Here is a 13,475-nt window from a genome sequence, read left to right as displayed (position 1 = left end):
CTTTTCACCTACAGTCAGAAATCTAGTGTTAGTAATTATTTACAGTAACCTATTTACTTCTCTTACCCCTTTTAACCCTTATCAACTCACCACTTTATTACTTTTCCCAATATATTTTCCTAATACTATGCAAGGCTTAAAACACTAGTTAACGTACTTCGTGACGATTGTTCATTATGGTATAGTTAATTGAATACCTACTAATCGAGGAGGTGGATGTAAGATGTGGAATGAAAATAAAAGTACTTCTGTTGTCTTAGTAGATCACGAAGAAAAAATGTCACTCATCCAGGCAGCTGAATTTCTTGAAACACTTGCAAAAAAGTTGAAAGAGGATGGTACTTTTACATTGACACACGATGGGAAAAATCATGGTGTAACACCTGCTTCTGAAGTAGAACTCGAAATTAAATTGGAAAAAGAAAACGATAAGTATAAGTTCGAAGTGGAAATTGAGTGGCGAGACGGAAAAAGTATAAATAATTCCGGTATCTCGATTAGTTAAAATATAGTCATAACAAAAGACTACCCTGTGATGGGCAGCCTTTTGTTTGTAAAAAAACCTCAATTCTTAATTCAGCTACCTACGGTAATCGCGTTTCCTCTATTCTGTAAAGTGGAAACTATACTCAATGCCGCAAGATAGCTTGTTTTAGGGTTGTTTGGCATTGGCTCATTTTCAATTAATAAATTCATTTTGCCAAAATCACCTTCTGCTTCAATAGTATGTGTGTTTCGTTGAACATTTGGATCTGCTATTACGCGTACTGCTGTTTTATCTGCACCAAGTCCTGCAATTGATAATAGTAATGCGACATTGACGTTTTTAGGAAACTTTTCAATAGCTTCTATTGCTACGCCATCAAACATGCATTCTTCTACATTCTTTACTTCAAGTCCTAGTGATTGGTAGGACTTTCTAGTCGTAATGCGTACTTCCTTTAATCCGCCTAGAGAATTTGCTGATTGTAGAAGATCCAGTCCCCCAATCGCTCCTGAAGGCAAATAAATATGTTGCTGATTCTTCCGTGCCACTTCTTTCATTTCATTCAAATACTCCACATCTTTAAAGGCCCCGATACTGCTCAATATCAGGTCTTTCTTATTCTCCAGTACTTCTTCCATATGCTCCATCGCAACTCCAATCGTTGCAGCTTCCACGACTACATCCATAGGAGAATGAATGAACTCCTGAAAGTCTGTATAGAACTTTGCACTGTACTGTGATTCCAGCCTTGGCCCCACCTCTTGGTTACGTCCGAATATCGAGACAATTTCAGCTTCCACTTTGGCGTTCTTATTAATACTTTCTAATAGATACTGCGCAATATTGCCAGTTCCAATTATACCTATTTTCATATGACAACACCTCTTTCTTCAGTATATACACTCTTCCAAGAAATAGATGGCTTTCTACTACAATACCCTGTCTATACATAATCCACACAAGAAAGGAATAGGATGGTATGGATATGAGATAGGTAAATTAGGGGGTATGTACAAATGGCTGGTTATACGGATAATTATGAACGGGATACGTACGGTATTATCGATTTTTGGGTGCGCAATAACTTTGAGCATGGGGAGTTTTTCGATCGAGAAATTAGTCACCATGAGTTGGAACTAGCTCGTGCCAATCAGCAAATGGTCGACCGCATGGGGAAAATATTTAAAAAGACTGAATCCAAAACTGGTGATATCGGGTTGATTATCGACGAGGCAAAGAGCTCTACAAAAGAGTTCGCTGACCTACTAATTCATACGATGGATCGCGCATTGCATTGCGACGTCATCATTTCAACTCCTACTTCTCTTCTTGATCATATGATTCGAGAAGCTGAAGAAGCAGAGCGTGTGTTCAAATTAATTGAAACGAATTCTTACATCACGCCAGCTGACGCGACACTGCATGAGAGCAACTTCTGGCTTCGTCAAATGCTTGACCACCTTATATTTATTAGTCATTACGTGGACGCTTCCAATTATGAATTGCATGATCAAGTGCGTGCAATGACAAGGAAGTTTGAAAACCTTCTATTACAAGCTCAAGCTTTGAAGACCATCATTCGCAGACCACGGAATGAAGTATCACCTGTGTTGAATACATTCAATCAAATGGTGATAAAAGAAGCAAAAGCACTGGAAGCTTTTAAGTTGGAATTAAGTGAACTGATCAAAGCTTGTGCCGCGGTTACGACTGCTCCGCCCGATTTGTTAGAACATATTGCGAGAGAAGCCCATCATCTGTGGAAAAATCTCGAAGATCAGGTCGTAAACTAATTTTCATAAAAACATGACGAGAATTTCTCGTCGTGTTTTTTCGTTTTTCACATAAAACTTTAGCGGATTAAAACTTTTTCTATTTGAGCTTCGTTATAGTAGTAGAGAGGCGGTGGTGGATATGAATTCGGCGAAACTGGAGCATGTAATGGATACGTATGGGGAACATTTATTGAAAATGGCCTACTTCTATTTACGTGACCGTGAACTGGCGAAGGATATCGTCCAGGAGGTCTTCATCTCATTTTACGAGAAAACGAATTATCAAGAACAAGGAAAGTTACGTGCTTACTTAACGAAATTAACAGTGAACCGCTGTAAAGATCATTTGCGAAGCTGGTCTTTCCGACATTTGAAATTTAATAAAGAATGGGCAGAAACTATACATACTGAACATGATCGATTGATTCTACAGGAAGAAAAGTCTACGATTGCTTCTGCTATATTGGCATTACCTATAAAGTATCGAGAAATTATACTGTTTTATTATTACGAAGAACTAACTATGCGAGAGGTTGCTGCGTTTCTTGATCTATCGGAAAACACCGTAAAAACGAGAATGACCAAAGCACGTATTTTGTTAAAAGATAAACTGTCAGCTGATTATTGGGAGGTGCTTTCCATTGAATAAGGTAAAAAAAAGTTTAGACGCTGCGGCGGGAGACGTTTTCAATGATAAGGAAGAATTAAAGCAACGAGTCCTTTACGGTGGACGTAAACCAAAACGAAGAAATCCTTTTCCTATTGTTGCCTCTGCTATCGTTTTAGCTGCTATAGTATTGATCACGTTCAATGTCTTACAAAACGGTTCTACTAGCACTAATGGTAGTACATATAAAATAGACGAAACATTATATGATCTCATGCTTCAAAGCGAACGGCTTGATCAGGGTGACTCTGATGAATTACGGTACAGAGTCTTTCAAAGTATTCTAGAGATTGATTCTGTTATAGACTATGCAGCTTCCCAGGGCTACAAAGAAGACAGAGAGGAAATTGATACAATTATTAATGAGCAACAGCAGTCATTTTTTAATGATTTTACCGAAGAGCAATTAAAAAGCGTTAAAAAAGCACAGATGGACAACTTCGGCTATTCTTATGATCAATATTTCAAAGTGATTCTGACATACACTCAGCGTCATACAAATGTAATGAACTGGTTGCAACGAAATAAACCTAATGATGAAACAACCCAACGACAAATACTAGACGCTTTCCAAAAAGAGCATCAACAAGTCATCACAGCGTTCACGGAAAAGAAATCTATTCCATATTTAACGGGAAAGTTTCGAACCCAGACGTTAGATGGCGTGGTAGCATCTGCAGATCAGGGACAAGTATTGCTTGTGTTAGGGCTTGAACCAAAAGATTATGAGGGTCTATCTACGGATGAAATAATAGATCTAGCTTACGAATCGGCCTGGTTCAACTTCAGCGAATCCTTTGATGACATTCAACCTGATATGCATATTGAAGTTACTTTTGATCCACTTTCATACGCAATCACCCAGCGAGAGCGTCCAACAAGATTCCATGACATAATCAAATGGAATGAATATGAAAAATAAAAAAGCGCTAGTACGGTTTTATGAACTGAACCCCAAATGGTAGACACTTTTAAAAAAGCGACTCCATTTGGGGTTCAGTTCAATACGTGAACAATCTCTTTTTATTTTACCACCGTTACTGGACAGTCTACATGTTTCATCACTTTATGACTGACACTACCTAAAACCATTTCCTGAAATGAATTTAAACCACGGCTACCGATAACTAGTTTGTCGATTTTCTTTTGATTTACGTAGTTAATTATCTCCTGGCTAGGATTTCCTTTAAGTATGATCACTTTCGCATCCACAGCCGATTCCTTTGCCATAGCTAAAATCGGATGCATTTTTTGTTCGCGTTTCAATGCTAGGCTTTCAGGACTTTGTGATAACAGTCTTTCATCTTTCGCCTTGCTAAGATCCTGTACATAAATAATCTCTAACGTAACTTTTGGCAAGTATTCTGCTAGCATAATCGCGTGTTTTGCGGCGCGCATCGCATTTTCAGACCCATCAATTGCTACAGCAATTTTCATATCGTTCACTCCCTTACAATAATTTTTCATATAATTGTTCACTTGAAGAATTTAACCCACGAATCGTGACCGCAATCCCCTTACTTTCGAGCTTAGTGATCACTTTTAAAATCGCACCTACTGCTGATTCATCCCACAGCTGACTATTTTCAAAATCAATGATAATTTGTTTGTCATTTATATCATCAAATGCCTGAATAAACTTCGTCGTAGAAGCAAAAAATAAAGGACCTTGTATTTTATATATACCCTCTTCATTCGTTACCGAGACACGTGATATCTTCGCAACGAAGAATAATGCACTAAGGATAACTCCAATCACTACGCCTATCGCTAAGTTATGCGTGTATAAAATAATCACTACAGTAATCAGCATAACAATCGATTCTGAACGTGGTGCAGATCGAAGAAATTTAAACGATCCCCAGTTGAAAGTCGTTGCCGCCACCATAACCATAACACCCGCAAGAACAGGCATCGGAATTTTAACGACCAAGTCCCCTAATACAATAATCAAAAACATTAAAAATGCTCCAGCAGTCAATGTAGATAGACGACCTCTACCACCTGATTTAACATTGATAACGGATTGTCCTATTAACGCACAACCTGCCATTCCACCGAAAAATCCAGTGATGAAATTGGCAATACCTTGTCCGCGTGCTTCACGGTTTTTATTACTCGGTGTGTCCGTCATATCATCGAGCACTTGCGAAGTCAGCAACGACTCGAGTAACCCAACAATCGACAGCGCCAATGAATACGGCAGAATAATTTTCAGTGTTTCAAAGTTCAATGGGATATCAGGGAAAAAGAATGTTGGCAATGAACTCGGCATCGTCCCTAAATCACCGATTGACTGCAGTTTCACCCCGCTAAACAACGCAATAGCCGTCATGACAACAATAGCAATAAGTGGAGCAGGTATTGCTGTAAAGAATCGCGGCACCGCATACACCAAAATCAATGTAGCGATCGCAAATACATACGTCATCGTACCCGAACCGACTAGATAAGGTAGCTGTGTAATAAAGATCATAATTCCTAATGCATTTACGAATCCTAGCATGACCGAATTCGGTATGAAGCGCATTAAATTCGCTACTCCTAGTGAACCTAAAATTAATTGAATAATACCCGTTAAGATAGTCGCTGCCAGTACGTACTCTAGGCCATGATCCGCCATTAAACTAACAAGCACTAGCGCCATTGCACCTGTAGCAGCCGATATCAATCCAGGACGGCCTCCAACGAATGCAGTAATAACGGCAATAGTAAATGATGCATATAGCGCTACACGCGGATCGACCCCAACGATAAACGCAAAAGCCAATGCTTCTGGTATGAGCGCTAGTCCGACGACTATACCTGCCAATATATCAGCACGCACATTACCAAACCATTGCTGTTGTAAAGTTTGCATATTGTTCCCCTCTCGTGATGTAAAAAGTTCATCCATGGTAGAATGTAAACAGCATATCATTTTCAGTCCCATAAGTGAATAGTTTTGGGAAGTAAGGAGTAAAAAATGAAATATGGATATATCCGTCCAATTGTAGGTGATCAGCAAGCTACTGAGCAGTTAGCGGATCTTGCCACAGACATGGTTTATATAGAGTCTCACGGACTAGCTAAAAAAAGAGTGGAGCTTGAACGTCTACTAATGGATGTCCAAAGAGGAGACACATTGTACGTACAAAACATTGAAGTGCTAGCTGACTCGCTTCAACAGCTCTGGGATATTTTACGCTTAGCAGAACGCGATCAACTCATTATTTATTTTGTGGACGAACGGCTAACTAATCATACTATGCAATCTACCACATTGCTTCAAAACGTAGAGTTTTTCGCAAAACTGCAAACCACTTTTCTCAGTCATTCCTCTACATTTTCCTTACAAGTTGCGAAACAACAAGGTAAAGCAATTGGACGTCCACGAAAGTCTGATGATAACTTACAACGCGCATTTGAAATGTATGATAGTAAAAATTTCACTTTATTTGATATCAAAGAAGAAACAGGTATTAGTAAATCCACACTCTATCGCTATTTGGATGAGAGAGCAGCTCCGTATGATAAGCAGTAGTTTTCCATCTGGTTAATTTTCTTTATCTATAGTTTTAGTATCATTTGCTCAGATAGCAGTAGTATCAAGCATTAAAATGGTTTTGTATAATCAATTCATTGCCATAGTTTTCCTTATTAGAATTCCCTTCTGATGAACTCAATTTGCACTTGCGCTATTTCATAAAAAACTTAAGATAGCCAGTGAAATGAACATTTCACTGGCTATCTCCCCAATTATTTTATTTCACTTCTATTTGTCCCATCATTCCGTTGTCTTCATGCTCTAAAATATGACAATGGAACATATACACACCTTTATGCTTAAACTGGATGGCGATTTTCACTTTTTCTCCAGGATGAACAGCAATACTATCCTTCCATCCTCGTTCATTCTCTTGAGGTTCTACTCCATCTCTTGAAAGAATTTTAAACTGTGCGCCATGAATATGGAATGGGTGAATCATACCACCCATCATATCTTTCTTATTATAGATCTCCCATACTTCTGTCACGCCTTGCTTTTGAGTAAAATCTATTCTGTTTGGATCGAATTTCTTTCCGTTTATTTCAACATGTTCCATCATCCCGAAAAGCTCTATATTCTTCGTTACCGGCATGTTTTTTTCTTCGTCCGTTACGGCAAAATCATTTAGTCGCTCTGTTGTTTGTGTATCTTCTACTTCTTGATCCAATACATCAAACGGTAAAAGGATGGAGCCATCTTCATTCATTAAAGACAGACTATCTGTAGACTTAAGTTGTGAGAAATCAATAATTATCTCTGCCCGCTCGGATGGCGTCAAAGTTACTTCATTCAATTTGACGGGTTTATTCAAGAAACCGCCATCTGTCGCGATTTGAACAAATGATTCACCTGTATTCAATTTGAAAGTGAAATTCCTCGCGTTTGATCCATTTAGTAATCGAAGACGCACTTGTTCCTTACCTACTGTTAATACAGGATTTACCGTACCATTGACCAATAATGTATCCCCTATCGTCCCATCTTCGTTCATGACCGATTTATAATCTAATTGACCTTGCTCATCGAAAACTCGATCTTGGAAAACTAAAGGTATATCATTTTTTCCGTATTCTTTAGGAATTTCTAATTTCGCTGAATTAGAATCCTCAATATATATCAACCCTGCAAGTCCTTTGTATACTTGTTCGGATGTCTTGCCCTCTGGGTGTGGATGAAACCATAACGTAGCTGCCTCTTGTGTCACTTCAAATTCTATTAGTTCTTTTTCACCTGGTTTAAGTGTTTTATGCGGTCCACCATCTGCTTCACCAGAAACTTCTAAACCATGCCAATGAAATGTTGTTTCTTCATCTAATTCATTTATTGTGTGGATTTTTACCGTTTCACCTTTTTTAAACTGAAGAACTGGCCCTAATAGGTCACCATTATAACCCAATGTTTCTGTAGTAACTCCATCAAATATTTCTACCTTACCTGTTTGCGCTTTGATAGTATATTCAGTTCGATCTGTCGCATCACTAGTTAGCAATGGTGGGATATTTAATTCATTTTCACCTGTCGAGTCTTTTAAACTTACTACATTGTCATGGCTCATATGTCCGTTTCCCATTGTAGAGTCATCCGTCATGTGATGATTTCCTTCGTTACTATTTTGATTCATCATGTGTCGATTGTTCTGATCATTCGATTGCGCATCGTCACTACAACCACTGATTAATAATGCGCTCATTATAAACATAACGGTTTGAATTTTTTTACTCATTTATAAATCCCCTTTGTCTATTGATTTCAAGATTAGTATAGCAATAACATATGGAAAAACTATGCACGAGTGACGCATTATAATTGATTTGCTTCTGCCATTTTTTATAGAAAAATGCCTAAAGGCTACTGAAGTGATTGTGAAAACTAGTCATCAATAAAAAAAGATGCCAAGGAAGTACTTCCCGGACATCTTTCACCACTATTAAAATCTTGTTTTAGCTGGTTTCTTCATCGGCGCTTTATTGATCAAATAGGAGATGAATGTATCATCCGCCAGATGAGGATTGGACGAGTTCAACAATACCGCAAGATTCTTTGCATCGTCTAGCGCTCTGTGAGCATTATGCACTTGAATTCGGTGCGCTCTCAGCAATTGTTGCAGTTTACCATTCTCAAAGCCGTAATTTTTCCATTTGATTTGTCGGACGGAGCAATACCAATCCATGTCGAGCGTTTCAGGCAATAGTCGACTGACGAATCCCCTATCAAATGATGCGTTATGTGCTACTATACCATCTGCTTGATCTAGTATTTTCAGGATTCTATCCATATCCAGCGACTTCCCTCTTACCATTTGATCGGTAATGCCCGTGAGATTCGTAATGGTCGAAGAGATCGAATAGAACGGTTCTTGGAACTCGCAATACTCATCAGCCACCCGAACAATACGATTATTATCGTACTCACCAAGCATCACGCCTAACTCGATTACTTCACTCGCCTCGGCACTCATACCTGTCGTCTCCACGTCAATAAACGCGATAAGTTTTGTCATGTACAAACTCCTTTTACACTCTATTTACATTGTATTTTGAATTTAATTATAATCATCTCTATCCTTTTAGTATATCAGGATTTCAATACTATATGTTCAATTTAAACTGCTGCCAATTTAGTAAACGTGTAGTAATTTCATAAGTTGCCACACAATTCAACGTGTTGTATACTAGGATTGCTTACATAATTGTCCGTACGGGTGCTTGAGAGAATCAGGCTGAGATAGCAGGTTAATCCACTGCTGACCGTTAATCTGATCTGGGTAATGCCAGCGTAGAGAGCGTGATCGATGGAATTATACAGGAATCTCTTTCCTTCCTCGGCCGTCTGCTCTTCAGACGGCTTTTTTGTATGAAAAAATAAGAGGGAGTGGAAGAGTATGAAGAAGTTAAAGTTTACCGATTTATTGATCACTATCATGATCGGTGTGGTGTTTGGAGTGTTAATGAAGTTTTGGGATGATTTATATACGGTCGTCAAACCGATCATGCCTGTTGCGCGTCAACTGCTTTACGGTATGTGGTTTATGGTAGGGCCATTTGCCTTTTTATTATTGCGAAAGCCAGGTACTGCATTCATCGCAAGTATAGCAGGAGCTTCATTGTCTGCGTTTGCTGGTCATGGTATTGAAGTATTGATGTATGGATTTGCACAGGGACTTGCTGCTGAATTACTGTTTGCTGCATTCCGTTATAAACGCTATTCCATTATGATCGCTGGGTTAGCAGGTATCGCTTCATGTCTTGCAAGTTTCGGACTCGATTTAATTTATGGATATGCAGCACTCGAAACATGGGCACTCATTGTGAAATACGGACTACGTGCTATTAGCGCGTTCATCTTCACAGGTATTTTCGCTGTATATATTGTAAGAGCGCTAGAAGCTACAGGCGTGACATCGTTAATTCGACCTGTTGATAAGAAAGAATATACGTTGCTTGATCAGTAAACGCGGAGGAATGATCCTACTATGAATAACATCAGCGTTACCGATTTACGATTAAAGTTTCCAGGAGAAGATGGTTTGCTCTTTAAAGACCTCTCCTTCTCTGTTCGGCCTGGTGAAAAAGTTCTCATGCTCGGCCCTAGTGGTTCGGGGAAATCTACTTTACTCCAAGTATTAAGCGGCATTATACCAAACTCTATCGAACTGCCAATGAAAGTAAAAGACATTCAGTTGCCTGACTCGTGGGGATTCGTTTTCCAAGACCCGGATACACAGTTCTGTATGACCTATGTCGATGAAGAACTCGCATTCGTTTTGGAGAATCTTCAAGTCCCACGTGAAGAAATGACTCTTCGTATTGAAGAGGTATTGAAACGTGTAGACTTACATGTAAAAGACCCTCATACGCCTATCAATGAAATGTCTCAAGGTATGAAGCAGCGTTTAGCATTGGCTTCTGTTTTACTGCTGGAACCTGACGTGCTATTTTTGGATGAACCATCTGCCTTACTAGATCCGGAAGGCACGCAACAGATTTGGACTTCTATTAAAGAAGCGACCGCTGATAAAACCGTGATTATTGTAGAACATAAAATTGATTTGATTGCTGACTGGGTTGATCGCGTGGTGCTGTTTAATGATCATGGGGTTATGATAGCAGATGGGTCGCCTGCAGAGATCTTCGCAAACTTCCAGCAAGAACTGAAACGCTATGGCATTTGGTATCCGGGTGTTTGGGAAGAATATAAAACGTCCAAAGCATTTCAATCGATGACGAAAAATCGTCAAGCAGTTGCATCTCAAGAGAAAATTCAGATTCAAGATTTTCACGGCTATCGTGGTCAAGCGGAGAAGATTTCTGTCAAACAGGCGACCGTACAGGCTGGTGACTGGATTACGATTGTTGGAGAAAATGGTTCTGGTAAAAGCACATTGCTTCTATCTCTCATGCAACTACTTCGGACTAACGGTGTCTATGAAGTAAACGGCGTGCCAATTATATGGAAAAAGAAGAAACGACAACTTCCTAAAGGTCTATCGCTCGTCTTTCAAAACCCCGAGCTGCAATTTGTGACGAACTCTATTACGGAAGAGTTAACCGTATCTTTGCACGGTATGCCAAAAGCAGATGCCGAACATTATGCGAAGGAACTCATACGCTCATTTAACTTACCATATTCTGTTTCACGTCACCCTTATCAGCTATCGACGGGTCAAAAGCGGCGTTTGAGTGTAGCAACTGCTCTTACCCCTCATACGGATATCTTGTTACTTGATGAGCCTACTTTCGGACAGGATGCACGAAACACTTTCGCCATTCTCGAGAAGTTAGAACAACTGCGCACCGAAGGCATGACCATTTTGATGGTTACGCATGATTCGGAAATTGTAGTGAACTTTGCCACAGCTATTTGGACTGTAGTGGACGGCGTACTACATACGGCTAATGTGGCAGGAGGTGCGAAGAATGTTCAATTGGTTCACACCTAAACGCAAAACCTGGTTATTTCGGGTCAATCCCGCGCTAAAATTCATTGTGTTTTTTGCGTTCTTGATTATTACGCTCGTGAATCAAAGTTTGCCTTTTGCTATCTCACAAGCAGTTTTATACGGAATATTGTTTTATGTATTTAGCGGCTATTCACTGAAGAAACTTTCATTACTCTCAATTCCGTTAGTCATTTCTTTCCTGTCCACTGGGTTGACAATGTTGTTGTTCGGTAAGGGTGAAGCAGTATTATGGCAATGGGGATTATTCAAGATTTCCGAAGAAAGCATTCAACATGCGCTTTTGCTTGGAAGTAAGTCCCTTTCATTCGGCTTCGTCGGCTTTACGTTTATCTTAACAATCCAACCCGTACTATTCTTTTATGCGATGATGCAGCAGTTTCGTCTGCCGTCCAAATATGCGTATAGTTTCATTGCAGCTTTTCGTTTAATTCCCGCTGTAACTGAGGAACTACAAATTCGCAGGAACGCGTTGAAAGTACGGAATATCCAGTTTTCAAAAGGGGTTAAAGGGTTGTATGAACGTTTGCAATCCTATACCGTTCCTCTATTTGCCCAAAGTATACGTCGCGCACAACGCATTGCAGTTGCGATGGAAGCGAAGCAATATCAGATGGGGGCTGCGAGGACGTATTATTATCCTACACGGTATAATACAATAGATAGGGTGTTTTTACTTGTCATGATAAGTTGTTTATGTTCAGCTTTTTTACTATCAGTTTACCGATAATCAACACATAAAGTATGTGACCATATAAAGAGAGAGCACAGATCTAGTTCAGATCTTGTGCTCTCTTTTTCATTACACCCGCTGATGATCTGCTCTCCATGACTTCACGGATTTCTTTATTTCATCAGGTGACAGCCCTTCAACTACTGCTCGATCCGCAAGCTCCACGAGCTCTTCATCTGAAGCAAATCGCAATGCAATCAATTGTGACTTCGTCAATTTTGTAGCTAAACGGTTACCTGTCAGCATAAAGTAACGAAGCTGTTCTTCTGTGACGATTAATCGATCTTGCAAAGACAATGCATAAATACGTGCGAGCATTCCTGGAATAATAGCGAGAACGGTAACAGCAAATAATAGCAGAATCTGTATTGAGAAACCGTATTTTACAAATTGATAAATTCCATAGATTGCTGTTGTCAAAAGCAATACAAAGCTTAAAGGCAACCAAATATAGTGTTGCAATGGCGTTACACGTGTATGATTTTCATACGATTGTTCTTTCATTCTTGTCACCCCTTATATACCGATAGGGGTATTATATCTTATTTAGTGCAAGATGTGTGCGTAATTGCTTTTCATTAGGACAACCGTTTCAATATGAGTCACGGAGCCTTCCTGCTATGTTAACCTGACTCAAAAAACTGCCATAGCTATCTTAACGATACGCTATGGCAGTTTTGTTTTATAGTATTTATTTAATTATCGTGACAGAGCTGTTCACATGTTTGATTACTTTTTGACTGACGCTACCCATGACTAAATTTTTAAGTAATCTTAAACCACGACTACTAAGAATGAGATGATCAATTTCATTAGTGTTTACATGCTTAATGATTTGCTGATGCGGATTTCCTTGAAGAACTGTAACTTCTGCTACTATTCCTTTATCCTTTACTAACTTCAATGCAGATTGCAACTTTTTCTTTTGATACTTATCAAGACTATTAGGACTTTGTTTTAATAATCGCTCATCTTCTTTATTGAAGTCGATTACATGGATCAATTCCAGTTTCGCCCCAGAAAATTGTTGCATTAACATAATCGCATAATCTGTTGCCCGTAATGAATTATCTGAGCCATCTACCGCCACAGCAATCTTCATGATAAAACCTCCTAAAACTACTTTCTTCAATTTTATAATTGAGATTTTCTTTCAGCTTCTGTCACCAACATAACATTCCATTCTCAAGTTCTATACCCTCTTCACGGATCATGTAGTCCAATACTAAGTAGCTATTCTAACAATCCAAAACCATTCTACCAAGTACTTAACGAAAATCCAACTATCTGCTTCTTATAAAACAGTAAATCCTATTTAAATTAAAAT

15 protein-coding genes and 1 riboswitch are annotated in these 13,475 nt (G+C 39.1%); of the genes, 8 read left to right on the top strand and 7 right to left on the bottom strand.

Annotated elements, in window-relative coordinates; genetic code table 11:
* The first annotated feature begins 223 nt into the window (after window positions 1–223).
* Window positions 224–505 carry an amphi-Trp domain-containing protein gene (locus CSV68_RS09650; RefSeq protein ID WP_099634332.1) on the top strand — a complete coding sequence of 94 codons (282 nt, stop codon included), beginning with the start codon at window positions 224–226 and terminating at the stop codon, window positions 503–505.
* Between the two features lie 71 nt (window positions 506–576).
* Here the strand turns inward: CSV68_RS09650 and nadX are convergent, their stop codons facing one another.
* On the bottom strand, window positions 577–1,359 hold the full coding sequence (gene nadX / locus CSV68_RS09645) for an aspartate dehydrogenase (protein WP_099662015.1): 783 nt from the start codon (window positions 1,357–1,359) through the stop codon (window positions 577–579).
* A gap of 144 nt (window positions 1,360–1,503) precedes the next feature.
* On the opposite strand from nadX, the gene CSV68_RS09640 reads away from it, so the two are divergent.
* From CSV68_RS09640 to CSV68_RS09630, 3 genes are all read left to right on the top strand, one after another.
* Window positions 1,504–2,280, top strand: a complete 777-nt coding sequence (locus CSV68_RS09640; RefSeq protein WP_099634330.1) for a DUF2935 domain-containing protein — start codon at window positions 1,504–1,506, stop codon at window positions 2,278–2,280.
* Window positions 2,281–2,401: 121 nt separating this feature from the next.
* Window positions 2,402–2,911 carry a sigma-70 family RNA polymerase sigma factor gene (locus CSV68_RS09635; protein ID WP_099662014.1) on the top strand — a complete coding sequence of 170 codons (510 nt, stop codon included), beginning with the start codon at window positions 2,402–2,404 and terminating at the stop codon, window positions 2,909–2,911.
* Entirely contained in the window at window positions 2,904–3,851 is a 948-nt protein-coding gene (locus CSV68_RS09630; protein ID WP_099662013.1) for a hypothetical protein, read from the top strand. The genes CSV68_RS09635 and CSV68_RS09630 overlap by 8 nt, the downstream gene beginning before the upstream one ends.
* Window positions 3,852–3,952: 101 nt before the next feature.
* On the opposite strand, the gene CSV68_RS09625 is transcribed toward CSV68_RS09630, so the two are convergent.
* Together CSV68_RS09625 and CSV68_RS09620 are read right to left on the bottom strand one after the other, a co-directional pair.
* On the bottom strand, window positions 3,953–4,366 hold the full coding sequence (locus tag CSV68_RS09625; RefSeq protein WP_099662012.1) for a universal stress protein: 414 nt from the start codon (window positions 4,364–4,366) through the stop codon (window positions 3,953–3,955).
* 13 nt (window positions 4,367–4,379) lie between these two features.
* Window positions 4,380–5,789 carry a SulP family inorganic anion transporter gene (locus CSV68_RS09620; RefSeq protein ID WP_099662011.1) on the bottom strand — a complete coding sequence of 470 codons (1,410 nt, stop codon included), beginning with the start codon at window positions 5,787–5,789 and terminating at the stop codon, window positions 4,380–4,382.
* 105 nt (window positions 5,790–5,894) lie between these two features.
* Between CSV68_RS09620 and CSV68_RS09615 the strand changes: the two genes are divergently transcribed.
* Window positions 5,895–6,452 (top strand): recombinase family protein, encoded by a 558-nt coding sequence (locus tag CSV68_RS09615; protein ID WP_099662010.1) that lies wholly within the window; start codon window positions 5,895–5,897, stop codon window positions 6,450–6,452.
* A 220-nt stretch (window positions 6,453–6,672) separates the two neighbouring features.
* Here the strand turns inward: CSV68_RS09615 and CSV68_RS09610 are convergent, their stop codons facing one another.
* On the bottom strand, window positions 6,673–8,181 hold the full coding sequence (locus tag CSV68_RS09610) for a multicopper oxidase family protein (RefSeq protein WP_099662009.1): 1,509 nt from the start codon (window positions 8,179–8,181) through the stop codon (window positions 6,673–6,675).
* Window positions 8,182–8,385: 204 nt separating this feature from the next.
* Window positions 8,386–8,958 carry an exonuclease domain-containing protein gene (locus tag CSV68_RS09605; protein WP_099634323.1) on the bottom strand — a complete coding sequence of 191 codons (573 nt, stop codon included), beginning with the start codon at window positions 8,956–8,958 and terminating at the stop codon, window positions 8,386–8,388.
* A 187-nt stretch (window positions 8,959–9,145) separates the two neighbouring features.
* Window positions 9,146–9,257, top strand: a riboswitch (TPP riboswitch).
* Window positions 9,258–9,339: 82 nt separating this feature from the next.
* Between CSV68_RS09605 and CSV68_RS09600 the strand changes: the two genes are divergently transcribed.
* The 3 genes from CSV68_RS09600 to CSV68_RS09590 are packed head-to-tail and all read left to right on the top strand — an operon-like array spanning window position 9,340 to window position 12,145.
* Window positions 9,340–9,909, top strand: a complete 570-nt coding sequence (locus CSV68_RS09600) for an ECF transporter S component (protein WP_099662008.1) — start codon at window positions 9,340–9,342, stop codon at window positions 9,907–9,909.
* 21 nt (window positions 9,910–9,930) lie between these two features.
* Window positions 9,931–11,397: an ABC transporter ATP-binding protein gene (locus tag CSV68_RS09595; protein WP_099662007.1), complete on the top strand. Its 1,467-nt coding sequence runs from the start codon at window positions 9,931–9,933 to the stop codon at window positions 11,395–11,397.
* Complete coding sequence (locus tag CSV68_RS09590; RefSeq protein ID WP_099662006.1) at window positions 11,375–12,145, top strand: energy-coupling factor transporter transmembrane component T family protein; 771 nt, start codon at window positions 11,375–11,377, stop codon at window positions 12,143–12,145. The genes CSV68_RS09595 and CSV68_RS09590 overlap by 23 nt, the downstream gene beginning before the upstream one ends.
* Before the next feature lie 72 nt (window positions 12,146–12,217).
* Here the strand turns inward: CSV68_RS09590 and CSV68_RS09585 are convergent, their stop codons facing one another.
* Window positions 12,218–12,652: a DUF6526 family protein gene (locus tag CSV68_RS09585; RefSeq protein WP_099662005.1), complete on the bottom strand. Its 435-nt coding sequence runs from the start codon at window positions 12,650–12,652 to the stop codon at window positions 12,218–12,220.
* Window positions 12,653–12,839: 187 nt separating this feature from the next.
* Window positions 12,840–13,250, bottom strand: coding sequence for a universal stress protein (locus tag CSV68_RS09580; RefSeq protein ID WP_099634318.1), 411 nt, complete (start codon window positions 13,248–13,250; stop codon window positions 12,840–12,842).
* Window positions 13,251–13,475: the final 225 nt, after the last annotated feature.

This window comes from Sporosarcina sp. P29, assembly GCF_002743265.1.
Lineage (GTDB): Bacteria > Bacillota > Bacilli > Bacillales_A > Planococcaceae > Sporosarcina.
Note: the sequence above shows the minus strand (reverse complement) of the source record. Positions and strands in the feature narration are given on the sequence as shown.